Annotated in this window: 22 protein-coding genes; 1 reads left to right on the top strand and 21 read right to left on the bottom strand. The window is 55.5% G+C overall.

The features are described from left to right. Positions 1 to 11: 11 nt before the first annotated feature. From terL to CPH89_RS18635, 11 genes are all read right to left on the bottom strand, one after another. Positions 12 to 1,622, bottom strand: a complete 1,611-nt coding sequence (terL, locus tag CPH89_RS18690; protein ID WP_053254969.1) for a phage terminase large subunit — start codon at positions 1,620 to 1,622, stop codon at positions 12 to 14. Next, positions 1,619 to 2,068 (bottom strand): terminase small subunit, encoded by a 450-nt coding sequence (locus CPH89_RS18685; protein WP_053254968.1) that lies wholly within the window; start codon positions 2,066 to 2,068, stop codon positions 1,619 to 1,621. Before CPH89_RS18685 ends, terL begins: the two co-directional genes overlap by 4 nt. A gap of 217 nt (positions 2,069 to 2,285) precedes the next feature. Beyond that, positions 2,286 to 3,101: a tail fiber protein gene (locus CPH89_RS18675; protein ID WP_053254966.1), complete on the bottom strand. Its 816-nt coding sequence runs from the start codon at positions 3,099 to 3,101 to the stop codon at positions 2,286 to 2,288. After that, complete coding sequence (locus tag CPH89_RS18670) at positions 3,101 to 3,760, bottom strand: baseplate wedge 1 family protein (RefSeq protein WP_053254965.1); 660 nt, start codon at positions 3,758 to 3,760, stop codon at positions 3,101 to 3,103. Before CPH89_RS18670 ends, CPH89_RS18675 begins: the two co-directional genes overlap by 1 nt. Then, a complete protein-coding gene (locus tag CPH89_RS18665; RefSeq protein WP_053254964.1) occupies positions 3,757 to 5,016 on the bottom strand; it encodes a baseplate J/gp47 family protein in 1,260 nt (419 codons plus the stop codon). Before CPH89_RS18665 ends, CPH89_RS18670 begins: the two co-directional genes overlap by 4 nt. Continuing rightward, positions 5,016 to 5,381 (bottom strand): contractile injection system sheath initiator, encoded by a 366-nt coding sequence (locus CPH89_RS18660; protein WP_053254963.1) that lies wholly within the window; start codon positions 5,379 to 5,381, stop codon positions 5,016 to 5,018. The genes CPH89_RS18665 and CPH89_RS18660 overlap by 1 nt, the downstream gene beginning before the upstream one ends. Next, a complete protein-coding gene (locus CPH89_RS18655; protein ID WP_053254962.1) occupies positions 5,378 to 6,052 on the bottom strand; it encodes a Gp138 family membrane-puncturing spike protein in 675 nt (224 codons plus the stop codon). The genes CPH89_RS18660 and CPH89_RS18655 overlap by 4 nt, the downstream gene beginning before the upstream one ends. Then, positions 6,049 to 6,999, bottom strand: coding sequence for a baseplate hub protein (locus CPH89_RS18650; RefSeq protein WP_053254961.1), 951 nt, complete (start codon positions 6,997 to 6,999; stop codon positions 6,049 to 6,051). Before CPH89_RS18650 ends, CPH89_RS18655 begins: the two co-directional genes overlap by 4 nt. Further along, complete coding sequence (locus CPH89_RS30940; protein WP_053254960.1) at positions 6,992 to 7,273, bottom strand: phage baseplate plug family protein; 282 nt, start codon at positions 7,271 to 7,273, stop codon at positions 6,992 to 6,994. Before CPH89_RS30940 ends, CPH89_RS18650 begins: the two co-directional genes overlap by 8 nt. Positions 7,274 to 7,290: 17 nt before the next feature. After that, positions 7,291 to 7,911, bottom strand: coding sequence for a phage baseplate protein (locus CPH89_RS18640; protein WP_053254959.1), 621 nt, complete (start codon positions 7,909 to 7,911; stop codon positions 7,291 to 7,293). After that, entirely contained in the window at positions 7,908 to 9,452 is a 1,545-nt protein-coding gene (locus CPH89_RS18635; RefSeq protein ID WP_053254958.1) for a phage tail tip lysozyme, read from the bottom strand. The genes CPH89_RS18640 and CPH89_RS18635 overlap by 4 nt, the downstream gene beginning before the upstream one ends. Before the next feature lie 51 nt (positions 9,453 to 9,503). Here CPH89_RS18635 and CPH89_RS30190 point away from each other — a divergent pair, with 51 nt between their 5' ends. Continuing rightward, positions 9,504 to 10,250 carry a hypothetical protein gene (locus CPH89_RS30190; protein ID WP_141125144.1) on the top strand — a complete coding sequence of 249 codons (747 nt, stop codon included), beginning with the start codon at positions 9,504 to 9,506 and terminating at the stop codon, positions 10,248 to 10,250. Positions 10,251 to 10,423: 173 nt separating this feature from the next. Here CPH89_RS30190 and CPH89_RS18625 read toward each other — a convergent pair whose 3' ends face one another. Genes CPH89_RS18625 through CPH89_RS18585 form a run of 10 tightly spaced genes read right to left on the bottom strand, consistent with a single transcriptional unit; the run spans position 10,424 to position 16,010 of the window. Further along, the gene (locus CPH89_RS18625) at positions 10,424 to 10,870 is read right to left on the bottom strand and encodes a phage tail assembly chaperone (protein WP_053254956.1); all 447 of its coding nucleotides are present in this window, start codon (positions 10,868 to 10,870) and stop codon (positions 10,424 to 10,426) included. Further along, the gene (locus tag CPH89_RS18620; RefSeq protein ID WP_084375806.1) at positions 10,867 to 11,271 is read right to left on the bottom strand and encodes a hypothetical protein; all 405 of its coding nucleotides are present in this window, start codon (positions 11,269 to 11,271) and stop codon (positions 10,867 to 10,869) included. Before CPH89_RS18620 ends, CPH89_RS18625 begins: the two co-directional genes overlap by 4 nt. A gap of 13 nt (positions 11,272 to 11,284) precedes the next feature. Further along, entirely contained in the window at positions 11,285 to 12,415 is a 1,131-nt protein-coding gene (locus CPH89_RS18615; protein WP_053254954.1) for a DUF3383 family protein, read from the bottom strand. After that, complete coding sequence (locus CPH89_RS18610) at positions 12,399 to 12,956, bottom strand: phage neck terminator protein (RefSeq protein ID WP_053254953.1); 558 nt, start codon at positions 12,954 to 12,956, stop codon at positions 12,399 to 12,401. The genes CPH89_RS18615 and CPH89_RS18610 overlap by 17 nt, the downstream gene beginning before the upstream one ends. Next, positions 12,949 to 13,368: a hypothetical protein gene (locus CPH89_RS18605; RefSeq protein ID WP_053254952.1), complete on the bottom strand. Its 420-nt coding sequence runs from the start codon at positions 13,366 to 13,368 to the stop codon at positions 12,949 to 12,951. Before CPH89_RS18605 ends, CPH89_RS18610 begins: the two co-directional genes overlap by 8 nt. Continuing rightward, a complete protein-coding gene (locus tag CPH89_RS18600) occupies positions 13,368 to 13,988 on the bottom strand; it encodes a hypothetical protein (protein WP_053254951.1) in 621 nt (206 codons plus the stop codon). Before CPH89_RS18600 ends, CPH89_RS18605 begins: the two co-directional genes overlap by 1 nt. Next, positions 13,985 to 14,422, bottom strand: a complete 438-nt coding sequence (locus CPH89_RS18595) for a DUF4054 domain-containing protein (RefSeq protein WP_053254950.1) — start codon at positions 14,420 to 14,422, stop codon at positions 13,985 to 13,987. The genes CPH89_RS18600 and CPH89_RS18595 overlap by 4 nt, the downstream gene beginning before the upstream one ends. A gap of 25 nt (positions 14,423 to 14,447) precedes the next feature. Beyond that, a complete protein-coding gene (locus CPH89_RS30185) occupies positions 14,448 to 14,621 on the bottom strand; it encodes a hypothetical protein (RefSeq protein ID WP_155512281.1) in 174 nt (57 codons plus the stop codon). 57 nt (positions 14,622 to 14,678) lie between these two features. Continuing rightward, complete coding sequence (locus CPH89_RS18590) at positions 14,679 to 15,023, bottom strand: hypothetical protein (protein WP_053254949.1); 345 nt, start codon at positions 15,021 to 15,023, stop codon at positions 14,679 to 14,681. Positions 15,024 to 15,032: 9 nt separating this feature from the next. After that, complete coding sequence (locus tag CPH89_RS18585) at positions 15,033 to 16,010, bottom strand: major capsid family protein (RefSeq protein WP_053254948.1); 978 nt, start codon at positions 16,008 to 16,010, stop codon at positions 15,033 to 15,035. Position 16,011 lies beyond the last annotated feature (1 nt).

The raw sequence follows: 16,011 nt of genomic DNA, 5'->3' as shown, positions 1-16,011 counted from the left end.
AGGGGCTTGGTTTAAAGCCAGTTGCCGGAGAAGAAGTCGCCGTTGTTACTGATGAGCATGTCGGCGACCGCGTCGAACAGGGTGTCCACTTGGTCGTCGAAGTCGTGGGTGTCGTCAGCAGTGAAGGCCGATGCTTCGGTGAGGAATGGTGTTACCCAGTCCGTGGAAGCAACAATCTCACCGCGGTGGTCCTTGACGTGCTCTATCTTTCGGCCTTGATCGTCGTAGATCGCTGGAACGAACACTCGGCCAGACTTTAGCCATGGAACCGCGTCCATACACCGAGTTACCTTGTTCGCCGCTGGGCCGCGTGGCTGAGGCTCGATCGGTATCGCGCCCTTCTTGCTGATGGTCTGGATCAGTCCAGTTCCAGACGATTTGTCCTCGACGCGCATGTAACGAAGGGCGGCCGGCCGGAACGGGTCCCAGTCCTTCCACTTTTGCCATACTCGCAGAGCTTCCGCTTCAAGATCGCCAGCGTCCCATTTACCGCGATGCACATCGATTAAGTAGAGGTTTCCGTCGACGCCCAGGCCGCAGTGATTGAAGACGGAAAAGTCGTGCTGCTCGCCGGTTTTCTGTGCGGTATCTGCGTACACGCCACGCCATACCAGAAACGGCAGCTGCTCGTAGGTCTTGAACCAGTCGGCGTCGATCATGCCGCCAGTCAGCGCTACGGGCTCCTGCTGGTATTGGCTGACCATGGTGTAAGGGTCGCGGTCCCACAGCGCCATCAGGTCCTCAACGGTTTCCTTGGCGGGCCAGTACGACCAGTATTCGACGCCACCACGAACGATTGACTGGCCAGAAAAGACATCGCGCTCGGCGTGCTCCCGTATCTCATCGGGCAGACTGGCGATGTAATCGCGCGTGACCAGGGCGGGGACCTTGATGTGCGCGAAGTCCAAGCCCATGCCGCCTTTTAGCAGGAAGCCCGACACGTCATCGGTGTGCAGGCGCTGCTGCGTGCAGATGACGGGGGTGTCTGGGGATGCTCTCCGGCTGCGCAGGGTGTTTGTGATGATGCGCTGAGCCTTCGCCCGCATAGTTGCGCTGAAGGCGCTGTCTGCTTTCTCGGGGTCATCCAGGTTGATGAAGCCGGTAAAGCCTTCGGAGATATAGCCGCCACGCACGCCGGTGATCTGCCCACCGGTGGATCGGCTGAAGATCTGGTGCTTGTTACGCCCGCGCTCGTCCGTGATGACCCAGTTGGCTACGTCAGCCTTTCCCAGGTCGCACGGCCACAAATCCTGATATTCATCACTGGTGATGATCGACTTGATGCGGTTTGAGTTCTCCTCGACAAGGGCCTTGGAGTAGGAGACGTTGAGCGTGCGCGTCCGGTCGTACATGGTCATGGCGTATGACGGAACATGGATTGACCAGAACTCGGTCTTTGTCCCGCCCGGCGGCATATTGAACACGACGTTCTTCAGTTCACCAGACAGCACCCTCAAAGCTGTGTGGTCCATGTAGCGATGGTGCCAGTTGCAGAGCATCTTCATGCCCTGGTTCAGCTGGAAAAAAACACGCATGAACGACAGCGGAGAATGCTCGCTGATGAGTTTTGCTGCTTGTCGTTCTGCGCCGCTCATTACATCCCAGTCGAGCAGCTTGCTCATAGGCAGCCCAGCACGGAGCTTAGGGCCTTCTGGTCAACCGTGACCGTCGAGTTGGTTTGGATCGGCGTGCCGTTTTTCCCGGTAAGCTCCACGATCTTCTTGTCCAGGCCCAGCAGCTTTGCCTTGCCCATGGTGGCCGATACAGCGGCAGATGTCTGAGGTGTCTCGGCACCGAGTGCAGCCTTCCTGGCCTCTTCCAGCTCGGCCAGGAGCGTGTCCACGGTGATTTCGTGACGCTCCATGACTTTCTTCCTTAATTCTTCGAGCCTGGCTTGAACCTGGGGCTTCTGTAGGGTGTTGTAGCCTTCTCGGCCTATGGTTGCGGTAGCCATATTTTCGGTGTTGTAGGCGATCCGATATGACTCCGCTGCGTTGGCTGTCTCGACATAGGCAAGACAGAACTTTTCCATCTTGTCGCTGAAGTGACGTTTACGCTTGCGCTCCATACCAATACCTATTCGATGATTGCCTTCCACTTATATCCGGCCCACTGGTATCTCTTATTCCCACTAGTTTCTGGCGGCTTTGTTTCCACGCAGCCAGCAGGGATAAGCCATTGGCCTGGATTCTGTGGGTCTGGGTCGGCCACTGCCTCACCTACATAAAAACCGTATGCGTCAGCCTGGTAGACAATGCGCTGGCCAGCTTGAATTTGTATTCCCATCAGTATCTGATCCAGTAATTTACGACCTTGTTCCTTGGTCTCGTCTCTGATCCGCCGGAATCCATGGTCCACTGATTTGCCGGGCCCGAAGAGAAATCGGTGGACCCGCCGCCAGTCAATGCATAGCGGAGAGTGGATGATGGGGTAATATCAAATTGTCCAGTCTGTGCGGCATTCTGTCGGTGATTATGACTTTCTAACTGGCTGCCTTGAGGGCTGCCAAATACCCTTCCAGCATCAACTCCGCGACCGTCATCAAATCCACGGACAAACTCCCCCCGGAAATCAGGAAGTCTGAACTGCAGGCTGGTTTCTCCTCCAATGTTATGGAGAGTGCCAATCACAGCAAAAAGCCTTGGATACGAAGCGCGTAAAAGAACAGCACCGTTACACTTCAGCCATCCAGGCGAAGGCGTATTGTTGTGATAGACGATCTTCCCGTCACCCGGATCGCTACCAGCGAAGAACGAGGACCCTGAATATCTCCAGAAGCCAGTGGTGAGAACTGGGTTGTTGCCGACATTATTAGCAACAAGGCTCTCGTAATAGTTGCCGTCACTCGCATAGGAAGGCGCCCCAAGGCCGTACACTGCCTGCGCGTGCCAAATCATAACGCCGTTGCGCTCAACTCCCTGAAGAGCGCTATCGACACGGTTGTGCCAGTAGTTCTCATGACCTGCAGGTGGAGCGTCCTTATCCTGGCCGCCCTGCCATCCAGTCGACAGCCGAACATCGTCAGGCACTTTGAAGGTATTGAGGTTGTCCTCGGTCTCAACGCCCTGGGCCCATCTCGTATTAAAAGGCTGTCTTGCCATTAGGCTAAATCTCCAGGCAGTGTCACGTTGCCGTATTCGTAGATATGCGAGGACGATGCTTCTATTGCATCGATGTTGATCGGAAGGACGAATATCTCTCCAATCCTAGCTCCTTGCGGGCGAGGGATAAGGTCGAAGTTTTCGATCAGGTAAAGCGTCGTATTGTCCAGCGTAGAGGCAACTCCGATATCGAATGACTTATCAACATTGCTCACCAAGGCAGTAACCTTCACTCCGATGATGATTTCAACTAACTGGATGATGCTATCAGCAGTTCCGTCACTGATATTTCTCGCGATCTTTGCCTTAATAAGCTTGCGGTACAGATCATTATTTAGAGGCGCATCAACGGCTTCGCCATCACCTATGTAGGGCGCGATATTATAGTTGGTATAGCTATCGTTGCCCTGATAACCGAAAACGTCGAATGCTGCGGCACGCAGAATCGGTCTAGGAACGCCGACGATCCGACCAATGATGTCGAGCTCCTCTCCGACCACGGTGTCTACGTCATAGCTTCTGTAGATTCGATCAAGAGGAGATTCAAGGTTCTGATTGGCAATCTCTGGAACGATAGTCAGCCAATCGACCATGCGCTGCTTATTGCGATACTCATTGATAATTCGAGACCTAGCACGCTCTACATGGTCAATTATCATGGCGTCACCGTGATCGCAATGTTCTCCGCGTCGAAGGTTGCGATTTGAGAGATGGTCGGCTGAATAGGGGTTAGCCCTTGAGCTCCAGCCGATAGGCCGATGGTCAGCGATGTAATGTAGCTATCGCCATACTTCCCAAGAACCTTGTTGACCGGCGTGTAAATCCTGCCAGGAGGAACCTTTTCGCCAATGTCATAGCCGCCTCGGTTAAATCCAGAGGTGGTTTCTCCGTCGAATAGAGTTCTGGTTGAGTCGGCAATAACCGCCTGGCGAATAAGGTCATCAATGTTTGAAGGGAGGTCGCCCTGCTTTTTAATCGTGATTGACGGGAATATCGGCAACCCGGTTGCACGCTGAAAAGTCATCGTGTAAGGGTTTCCAGTAACAGGCGATCGGCCCGATACCTTCACTCCATTCGCGCCCGGCGCATCAACCCAAGTATCAGTCTTGGTGCTGTACCTTGGGTACATTGGCGTGCCAGGGTTGTGCTTCTGATACATCGCCAGACCGATGTCTGCATCAGAACCGCCATTCACGATAACTGCGATCCCGGTATACGGAACACCATCAGAGTCAAATGGCGAATCGTTGCTATTTTCCAGGACTTTGACGGCTGTCACGCCGGCAACGCTTGCGATATTGGCTTCCATGTTGTCGCGCATGTTGCTTCCGGCGCGCGACACACCATTGTTTCTTCGGATGCGAAAGTCTTCATCGCTTTCAGCTGGGACGCCTGCAGCAGCTTCCCCGTTCGTAACGGTAGACCACCCAGCGGTGGGTGTGCCGATGATGGTCAGCTCACCAGGCGAGGCAAGAACACGGCCTGGCGTGGTGCAGGTAGCAAAACCGTTTGCTGTTTGACCGACGCCGATGACAATAACGGCAGTTGTCAGCCACACAGTGTTGTCAATTCGGCTTCGTACCTGTGAACCTGCCGGAATGGTTGAGCTAGTTTGGCCAGTGACGGTGATGGGTGCGACGGAGTAGGTAGCGTCTCGAATTGGGATGCCGGATATTTTCCCGATGTCTCTAAGCGCCTCACCAGTGGCGCTATCTGGGTCTTTGCTGCGATATGCCGCAACTACGGCCTCGTCTAGATTGGCCAGCATTTCGGCTTCGATACCAATCCTTTGACCGTCTGGGCTATCTGCTTCGATATTCCATTCAGGATCGATCGCGAGTGTCTTGCCTTCAATGTCAGCCAGGTACTCATTGAGCGAGCGCCCGGTGATTCCTTGGTCGGTGATTTGAGCCATTAGACGATCGCCTGAACATAATTGATTTCTGCGCTATCGCCGCCAGTACTGACGATCGAGGCGCTAACGGTGAGCTGACGTGTAGCAATGTCAGTAGTGATGCTGAAGGCTGTCATGCCGGCGCATCCAGGGGTCAAGAGTATGCGACGACGAATCACAGCCTCGCGGGATGCAAACGCGGACCCCTTGCCCAAAACGCTACCGAACCAATCGGTGCCGTCGGAGGTATTCAAAAACCATTCACCCAAGAAGAACTTGAGGCGTGTAACCACGTTCTGCGCGACCTCCTCTGCGGTGTATCCGGTCAGGAATTCCTGCGGGCCAAGGGCCAGGTCGCCGTCTGCGTCCAGCTTTCGTACCGTCATGGGTTAACCACTCCAGAGTTTCCGCTACCAGATTGCACGCCATTGTGGGTGTGCTCGAAACCAATGCTGACGCCCTGATTTTGGATCGTAGTTTCTGTGGTTACGGCAAGCTCGAAGTTGGCAGGCTGCTCGAAGTTAACCGGGCACTTTACGTTCAGCGACACGCCACCTATTTCAAGAGCCTTGCTGTCGTGAATCCAGAAGTAGGCGGATCCATCGTTACTGCGAAGGCGGATTCCGTCATTGCTGAAGTCAGTTATCGCGCCGGGCAGCGAGCGAACGCCGGGGATAAAGTAGGCATCGTTGATCGAGAAGCGCCGAGGCTCAGACTTGACCGCCACACCACCTTGGTCAACCCAAGAGTCGATGCACTCCTGAGAGAAGAACAGAACACCTTCAGTACCGCTTGCAACCCGGCATTCAAGTGTTCCGCCTGCAGCACCCCAGAACTGAACGGGCACATGGATGATTGGCCGGCGCGCCTGCTGCACGCCTTGGCGGTCTTCCAGCATTAGCCCGATCTGGACTTCCGCTGTTTGCCTGGCAGGGTCAAAACTCAGCACATGGCCAGGCACGCTGGTGCGCATGTTGTCCTTCAGATATTCACCGAATATCCCGCGCAGCATTTTCGAGTATTCAGCCTGAATCCTGGAATCAAGCGGATCGCTCATCGGGTAGCCCTTTCAGAAATTCCGGCCTGGGCTGCCGCACCAAGACGTAGGCAGCTGATCTGGCTTTCCCACTGGTCGCCATGGGAGTCGCCAGCAAAGACCAGAGAGTTGACCTTGTAATAACCCTCGCCAATAGTGCGCGGGATGTCGTAGAAGAATGCGCCCGAGAACTCAAAGCGGGGCGCCATTGACTCAAGCTTTATGGTGTCGCCTAGCTTGATCTTCGGGTTGAGCGCGTATCGAATGCCAACTTCGGTATCGGTGACAACTGGAGAGCCAATCATCCCCGTCCCCGCGCTGATCACATAAACCTGATCAGCAATGGAAAATTCGCGCTTGATGATCTTTATGGCCCCGTTCTCAACCATCCAATCGAACTGGAATGCTTCAGACAGATCGTTCATGCAGGCGGTTGGGCTGCCCTGAAGTACAGTCCCGCGAGATCGTCGTTTCAGCGTAGAGAAGTCGCCATAAAACTGGATCTCGGCGTTAAACATCAAAGCGCATTCTTCGATGATCTGAACCGGGTCGGTTTCTGGCGAAAGGGTGATGTTTATGATGTTCTGGTCGCGCTCTTTTGCCGAGGACTTGCAAAAGAAGCGAATTCCGCGGGTAGCGCCGCCATCCTCAAAGTGCACTTGGGCGTTGGTTATTTGTCCTACGAAAATTGACCCGAACAGGCCGTCATAACCCGCCTCAAGTGAAATGAACTCGTACTTATCCACTGAGCCGTCGCCGAGCATTTGCTTGGTTGAGTACCTTGTAACGTTGTAGATGGTGATCTCAGCCACACTGAATGCGCCACCAGCAAAGTGGGTAACCTGAAATGTAATGCGCAGCCCGTCAGCGTTAGGGGCCTGCTCATTGGGCATCATCTCGTAAACTTTTGAGCCAGTGCTTCGCCCAATCTTCAGTCGGTAGTTACGCAGGAAGAGTTCATCATTCATCGGTCCACACCAAAAGATTGTCGACGCCCAGGTTTTCTGGAGTAGCAAGGTCTCCCTCAAGAAAAAGAGATCCGTACTTGATGGATGGCCGCGGGTAGAGCCCAGCTAGAAGATCAACATTCGGTAGCAAGTACCGCCCGCTTGTAAGCGTAAGACCGAGGGATGTCAGGATATTCACCCGAAAAACACTCATCCTCACCATCCACTGCAGCTCAATGGTGAGCGAGTTCTTTCCCAGCCTGGCTACAAGGGTCTGAGCCGGCAACGCTTGCATAGATACGCTGTATCGGCTCATTGGATAACCTCAACGGCGGCATCGCCAGTCGTCACCATGGGAGCGCCCTGAGTAGAGACGGTGTCGTTTTTCATCAACTGATCCGCCGAAGTTACTCCTCGGCCTATCTGTGACTTTACGATCCGTACCTGCTGAAGCTCGGCAATGAATACAAGTCCGTCCTCGTTTTCTGGGCGCGTACGCTCGTCCAGCCGGGTGATCATCATGTCGCGCATGATCTCCTTGCCAGTGTCCAGATCGAACCTTCCTCTAGACTCCATAAGCGCGGTTAGTGCAGCCCAGGCCGTGGATGCCCGCGTCTCGTCACTACTGGACAGGAGGTAGGCAGAAACAGCGCTGATAGCTGCCCCGCCAATGCCGCCTACAGCAGTAGCAATCGCTCCTGCACCCATCATGCCTATATCGTCCAGGCCAAGGCCGAGAGGGCTGTTAGAGACAGCCCCAGTCAACAAGTACCGATTTGGCATTAGGATGGCGTGATCATTGGTGTTAGCGCCAAATTCAACAGGGTACTGAGTGAGCGTTATTGATTTGCTGGTGATCCCTTCAAGCTTCGCGTCGAACTCAAGAGAGCCAATTTTTGGCAGCGTCTTACTGAAGATACTCATCAGGCTCATAGTTCAGGGCTCTTAAAATCCTGCGCTGTTTGCTCGGTCATTTTGCCCATCTGCTCATTGAGCACTTGCTTGACCATTCCAGTGTCGGCTCCGTTGATGTGGTACACGCGGTTGTCGGTGTACCCGGCCGCGCTTGCACCTCGCCTCGACGCCTCGCCGGCCGCATCTGCAGGGCGCTCATATTCGCGGGATACGATCGATGCAGCGTCGTAGGAGCTGGTCGCGGCGCGTAGCTTGGTGCCGGCCGACTTCTCGTTGCCCCGGGTTAACTCGTGGTTGATGAACTCAAGCTGCTCGGCGCCAGTAGAATTGCGAATGTCCTTGCCGTACTGCTTGGCGAACTCGGCCTGTCGATCTGGATGCCACTGAGCCAAGCCATAGGCTTGCCCACCGTCACCTTTGGCATTCGCCTTAAATCCGCTCTCGGCCTCAATGTTGGCTGCAATACCCTCAGCTTGCTCTCTCGACCATCCTTTTGACGTGAAGTAATCGACTACTGCGCCGACCGCATCACCCCCACCTTTCTTCAGGCGGTTATTCAGCAGCTCAGTATCCTCACCACTGTTGAGACTACTGGAGTACAAAAGAGCGGTCAGCGGCACCCCGGCCCTAGCCAGCAGAGATACACCAGCAGCTCCAGTGGCCGCTCCTGCGGCACTTGTACCGGCAGCAACGCCACCCAGTCCAACAAGGGCGCGCAGAGCAGCCAAACCCTTGAGTGCAGCGCCGCCGCCAAGCAGCGCCATGGCGACGGCAACGAGCTGGATGTTGTCAGCCACGCCGCCAAAGAACTCTTTCAGGCCTGAGTCAACAAGTTCTTTGTTGGCCCTGTAGAAGGCTACGAAGTCCTCAGCCATATCGGCCAGGGCCGGGGTTAGCTCTCCGGCGATGGTGTTACCGATATCGGTGAACACCTGGTCAAGTTCGCTGGTTGCCTTGGTCAAACGTGCCGAGTCGTCGATTTGCTTCTGGGTCATCACGGCAAGCTTGCCGCGGGAGTCCAGTTGCTTCTCAACTTCTGCGCGACCGCGCATGAGCAAACGAACCGTTGAGTCATCAAGCCCAAGAGCATTGCCAGCTAGTCGCTGATTGAGCTTGTCCATGTGCTCAAACTCACCAGCAATATTTACTAGTGCCTCGGCAGTGCTTTGCGCTCCAATTATGGCGTCTGGATTCAATCCAAGCTTTGCCACATCCCCAAACCACCCGACGTTACCTGTGCGTGGAGAGGCCATCAAATCTTGAATCTTTTGCATGGCGCTGAATGCATCAGAGGCATTCCCGCCTTGGGCTTTGAGTGCCTGGCCGAGCATCTGAACATTCTGAGTGCTCATGCCAGTCAGCTTGTTAAAGCTGTTCAGCTCGGTACCGGCCTGCTTGAAATCGCCCACCACCTTGTCGATGGCCAGCTTCCCGGCGAACACTGCGCCTAACTGCAAAGCAGATTTTGTCAGGCCGCCGAAAGCAGCGTCAGCCTTCTGGAATGATTTTTCGTCAACTTTTATGCCTAGGGCAATCAGGAAGCTTTCTAGAACTCGCACGCGATATACCCCATAATGGATAGTTTAACATCCATTTTATTAAGGAATGCCATGGAACTTATAAGCAGGAAGGAAGCAACTAAATCAAAATCTGTTGTTTACCTTATTCTGTCCTCGCTACTCATATGCTGGCTTCCACTATCTTCAGCCTCGGATATAAATCCTGCGAGACCAGATGAACTCATAAAGAAGGCCGAAGTAGAAAATACAAAGTGTCGTGGCGGCCCCGGCGATGATCCGAATACGCCAGTAGCTTGTTATGAGCGGGAAAAGACCATGTCAAAAATCCAAAAACTTGGCTGGTGCTGGGGACCAAGAGAGTCATATGGTTATCAAAAAAAATGGATACTTTGCAGTAGCGACCGCAATCCTTCAGTCGCCGATTCCGTCAAGACATCGAGACTGGACCCTAGCTGGCGCCCTTTCGGATCAAGTATGTTCTTCATGAGTCCTGCTGCATCGAACGCACCAGCTTTGACGGCCTCTATCAGGGAGGGACAGATACATATCAACCTAATGGACCCGAACAGTGCATTGTGTAAATCGGGAGAGTCCAATGGGCCTAACGAAGCTGGCCCTTACAAAGTCAATGACACTTACTTAAAGTTTCAATCATTTTGTATGAATGGAACTCGGATATTTGGGCCGTCCAGCGCGCAGGGAAAGGATTTCATGCTTAAGGCTGTCGAGGCCGGGAGCATGAAAGTTGAGCTAGACGCGCCTCCCCCGCTGATCTTCTACGGCACCGACTTCGATTCCGTTCGAAGAGAGCTGATGAAGACTAAATCAGCTCTTTGAATTCACTTCAGCCAGGCATCGGGCGTAGATCATTTCGTCCATGACCAGGTTGGCCCGCTTAACCCATCCAAGCGAATGGGTGCCATCCGTGAGCTGGTTATAGGTGCAAAGCGGCGGGCAAAGCCCTGGTATACCAACGCATGGTCGCCACAACTCCCAATCGACAGCCGGGTTTAGGCGCTCTCCTGACTCGAATCCGGCGCCTCGGCTGAAGCGGTAGATTTCTGGAAGAGGGTCAGGAGTCCGGAAAAATCCTCGAAAACGTTCCCGAGAGCCAGCACCACAATGGTGAAGTAGGTTTTCAATCGGCCCGAGAAGTCTTCCATGGTGACCGGAACTTGGCTGCCTTCCTTGAACAGCTTGCCCAGCATGGAATCGCAGACGAAGTTGAAGTCGTCTTCAGGCATGCGCGCAAGCATGGTCCCGACGATGCCGCCGGCGACCATGAATGACGATGCTGCGCCAATCTCGGCCAGCGCCAGCCCCTTGATCATGGGCTCCACGCCATACTTGCCCAGGCGAAACAGCACCGCGCGCTGTTTCTCCGCACTTGGCATGCCGAAGCGATAAGTCACCCCGTCATGCTCAATCGTGCGGATATAGGCTTCGGCCTGACTCATACAATCACACCTTTGTTGAATTCCATGACGAAGGTTGCGTCATTCATGCCAGGGCCGCCGCGCGCCATGGATTTACCACGGGTTACCACGCCCTCGCTAAACACGCCGCCTTCAAGGCCGGCAATCGACGCATAGGAGCCAGATACTTCGGCCTTAGCCGTGATCTGAGCCTGCAATGCCAGGGCCTGCGGACTGCCTGGCATCAGGTTCACGGTCAGGCGCAGGCCAGGGTTCTTGCGGTGGAAGCGAACAGCATTACCACCCAGACCACGACTCAGGTTCGCCTGGTCATCAATCGGCTCAACCGTAAACGGCGGGTCGGTACGGCCCCAGTCGTCCAGCACACCGACGCCAGTGATAACCACGATGGTGTTTTCTACAGAAAGATCAGCTAAAGACATGAGTCAGCGCCCCTTATTCAACGTTGGCCGTCAGATCGACGGTGTGGATAGCGCCTGCACGGAAGATGCGCATGCTGATCGGCGCGGCACCACGTGCGGCGCGCTCAGCGTCGGAGATCGTCAAGATGTCGTCAGCCTTGGTCAGGATCTCGTAGCCGCGACTCAACTTCTCTTCGCCGGTTTCGTCATCCAGATACAGGCGCTCGCCCAGGTAACCGTTGTCGATAAACTTTTCGCCAATCTGAGCCGCAGCATCGATCAAGATCTGTTGGCCGGCAGGAGTCTGGCGCAGCTTGGTAGGGACCTTGGTTAGCGCGTTGTAAAGCGCGACAGTCATAAAGTTCGTGAAGGCGTCGAGGTTGAACACATCGTCGATGAATTCGCCGAAGGTAGACGTGGTCTTGGAGTTGATGATCCGGCCATTATCGCGCTCACCGCCAGTCTCAACGACCGTATAGAACACAGCGCCTTTCTGCTTCATGGCACTGTAAGCAGTAGGAGTCAGGCTTTCAGCGTCGATACCTGGGAGCTTTTTGTACTCGCCAGTAATGGTCGAGTTGGCCGCGTTGAAATTGACACGACTGAAAACAGCGGCAATTTCGAAGCCTTCATACAGCTCGGTCGCATGGCTGGCTACGAATGCACGACGAGAGCCCTGCGTAACGGCCTTGCTGACGATGTCGGTAGTGACGGAGGGGTCTCGGATACTTGCTTGGTTCGAGGTGTAGGCGAAGAACTTGCCAGCGGCATCGCCAGCGGCGGCCAAGGCCAGCACGTCAGCATCTACTGCTCGAATACCAGTCTCAAACTCGAACCAGTAGAACCAGATACCCTTGCTGATCGCATCGTTCAGCGACTCGACTGGCGTGTCTTCTGCGATGCGCAGATAGATACGCAAGCTCTTTGGCTTCGGAACGGCAGAGAACCAAGCTTCAGCAGCCTTGTAAGGGTCTGAGGCAATGTTGAAGTTCGCCGCCACTTGAGCAGCTGTCCCGTAGTCACGGTAGGTGCCAGGCAGAAATGCAGAATCACTCGATGAGTCGGAGTCGGCAAATACCATGCCCGCGCCGAAGTTGGAAGTACCAAGCCCGGCCGAGTTGATCAGCGTGGTGATGTTGATGATGCTTTCAGCCGGATAAGCCATTTACTTCCCCTTGCGCCACAGCGCCAGATTGTTCAGTTTGCATGGAGAAGCCCGCGCGATAGATCCGCTGCACGCGGTCCTCGGCGATGGATTCGCCATACAGGTAGAGGGTGAGCTGGGATCGCTCTTCCATGGCGGCCTGATATAGGCCGGTCAGGTTGTTGATTGCTGACACGCGGGACCAGCCAAGCTTTGCAGTACGCAGGATGTTTTTAACCGGTTCGCGCTTATTCGCTTCGCACAGGGCGGCGGCATACATCACGGCGCCGGCCCGGTAGAAGTTGATGCTGAAGCCCAGCGTAAACTGGGTGGCAACCTTGGCGATGATGTCCTCGTATTGCGGATCATCCTGCGCAGGTACGTTGGTTTGCGAGTTCAGCGCCTGACCCCATTGCTCAGGGTTTTGCAGGCGAACCGCGCAGTAGCTGCCAGAAGGGGCAGCGGTGTTGTTGTCCGCAAGGATCACTTTGTCGACTGGCAGCCCCGTAACCGCCACGACAATCCGGCAAACCGCTTTGGATAGCGCTTTGGAGTCAAGCATCGGTGTGCGCCTCCAGGCTGGCTATCTCGGCAGGGTCAAGCTTGGCCACGACCGCGCGGCAGAAGTTGTGCCAGGGCCGGTAGTCGGTCGCGATGGACTTCCACCAGGTGGCTGGCTTATCTGGCGTCTCAGCGAATACAAGGATGTCGGCCAGCTTGCCTGGGGTGGAAACCTCGATACCCTTACCGTCATTGCGGTGAATCACCCGCACATCATTGATGCGCTCGGCGCCGATCTGCAGGAATTCGATCTCCTTGTCGCTGACCGGCTGCACGTTTGCGTCGAAGGCGTCGGTGTAGGTGATGGCTAGTACCGGCTCAAAATCCACAATTGCGCTGGAATACCGATTGAGCACCACGCCCTTGTGCGTGATGAATGGCCCGCTGACGTGGCCGCGCATGTTCAGGCCCATTACAAGCCCTCTTCAATAGGTTCGACCCCGTCATCAATGACGTAGCGTATGGATTGTCGGAGGTTGCCCGTATCGATCAGTGGGTTGTCAGACCCTTTCTTCGCAATAGTTGATCTGGCGTTTGGCGGATCCTTTAGATCAGTGATGGCCTGCTTGACACTGCTCTCTGCCATGTTTCCCATCTGCTCAAGAAGGGTTCTCATGGCAAACTCGCCAGTAAGCACCTTTGGAATCATGAGCTCCGCAAGCTTGGTGAATAACGGAGCCGCATTTTCAACTCCTGGATGCAGGAAGGGGCGCGCAGGAATACTACCTGTGTGCGCACTTGTTTTCCCTAACTCCATGAAGCCCTCGCCGGACTTCATGAATCTCACATGCCCAGCTTCTGCGTCTTTCTCCGTCTTGTAGCCATAGGAGACGCCGCCTTTATGCTTGATGTCCTCAGCGCCGAATTCGTTTACTGCCGCAATAGTGGCGATGGTAAGGCCATCCTCATAAACGCCGGCGCCTTTCGGGACGCCCACCAGAACCTTTTCGCGACCCTTTAGCCTTTTGGCTAGGTCTTTCAGTGCCTTGTGGACCTGCTGAGCATTAACCAGGCTGACAGTTGGCTCGATCATACGCAGATCGCTCCCATTCCCGCCCGCGAGCGCAGGTGAAGGTATTCGAGACCGTAGGGAGTCAGGGCCACGGCCGCTTCCCACGTCGTCAGGTCGTTGTTGGCCGCCGGAATGGCGTAGGACACCGACTCATCCCGCACGCCCTTGCTGGCGACTGCGTAGGGGGTCGATGCGCTGCCGTCTGCCGATGTGGCCTCGGTTGTCGCCTTGTTCCAGGTCAGGTAGTGCGCCGCCAGGGCGAACCAGCCTCGCTGGAAGAATGAGTAGGGCTTGTAGTCGCCCCAGTTCGCACAGCCGCCAAACTCACCGCGTGCGATATACAGCGCCTTGGTGATCTTGGTATCAGACCAGACGGCACTGCTGGAAAATTCTTCGTAGAACGCTCGGAAGTCCGCAATGATCGCCGGCGTCACTTCAATTGTCAGTTCAGCCACGGTTGCAACCTCAGAGTCATGGGGGTCAGGAAGCAGCCATTTCGGCTCCCAGAACGCACAAGGCAATTCCAGCGGCCTCGCTTGACGCACTGATTTCCTTGATCTGCTTGTATGCGGCCTCGTACTGCTCTCGGCCTTCTGGAGGAAGCTCGGAAACGAGCCCCTTTAGCATCAGAACGATCTGCTGCTCTTCGGTCATGGCTAATTCCTTGAAAGGGGAAACAACAGCCCCGCACTGGGCGGGGCTATAGGTCGATCACTCTTTAGGAGGGATCTGCTTTTTCAGCTCTTCGACTTCAGCCAGCAGCGCGTCTTTCTCACTGCCAGCAGTAGCCAGTTGAGTCCGGAGGGTTTCAACTTCGGCAGTCAGCGCCGCGATCTGATCCGCACCGTCATCCATGAGCACCGGCGCGCCAGAAACCAGAACGCCATGCTCTTCCCAAAACGAGCCATCGGCGAACTCAGCCTGCTCTGGGGTGGTTTGCTCACCAGCCCCTACAGTGCTGCCATCACCCAGGATCACCGGGTTCTTGCTGATGTTGGTCCAGACAACGAGGTCCGCCGAAGCGGCCTCTTCTGTTTTGCCTTGTTTGCGAGCCATATGGCCTCCTTAAACGCCGTCGACGTACAGGTGGGACATCGGGACACGCAGCTCGGTACCAGCCGTGCGCACTACACCAGCAGCTTCGAATACCAGGCCGCCATGCGCAGGGATCGGCGCATTGAGCGTGTAAGGCATTGGCAGGTGGAATTTGGCGAACTGAGGGTTCTTGGTGTAGACCATCATGCGATTACCACCACCAGCGCCGGCGGTGGACGCCTGCAGGATTGGCTCGATGGTGATCTTCAGAACGCGCTCGAGGTAGCTGACCAGGGTTTCCGAGGTGTTCGGAATACGGAACGTGGTCAGCAGGCCGTATTCGGTCAGCGGCAGCAGGATGTGCGTAGGGCGGAAGATAGAGTTGGTCTGAGTGCTGTACACACGAAGGATCGCATTGTTCAGCAGGGTCAGGATCTCGTTGGCCGCCGTTTCACCGCCGCCCGCCAGGATTGCCGCGATGGTCTTGTTCGCGCCGCCCAGCAGAGTGCCGGTAGCCACGACAGGAACACCTGGGTACTTCAGCAAGCCGCCGGTAGCCAGCGAAGGCCAGCGAGCGTCACCCACGAAAGCAACGCGGTCAAGCCATTGCTCGGTCAGGGTGCGAGTAGCGATTGGCTTCTCGGCCAGGTAGTTGATGGCGCCGCCGAAACCGGTTGCGTTTGCCATCTCCATGGCCTTGCCCACTTCGATCTGAGTGTACTTGTAACCCAGGCCAGCCTGAACAACGTCCACGCCACCGACCTTGGCCGCGATCTCGGCCAGGGGGAAGTCGTGCGATACATCACCGATCGGTGCCGGCTCGCCCTTGTAGTCGAGCACCTTGAAGGCGATCGATTCGACGTAGTCGGGGGCCGAGGTGTCCACCGACAGGATCGATGGGTATTTGATGTCCGGGTACGGCTGGCGCAGGACTTCCTGTTCAACGTAGGTCAGTTGACCAATCAGGAAGCCCAGTTGCGCCTGGGGGGAAGCGTCGAAAGTCTTCATT

This window comes from Pseudomonas fluorescens (assembly GCF_900215245.1).
Taxonomy (GTDB): Bacteria; Pseudomonadota; Gammaproteobacteria; order Pseudomonadales; family Pseudomonadaceae; genus Aquipseudomonas; species Aquipseudomonas fluorescens.
This window is presented reverse-complemented; position numbering and strand designations above follow the sequence as displayed.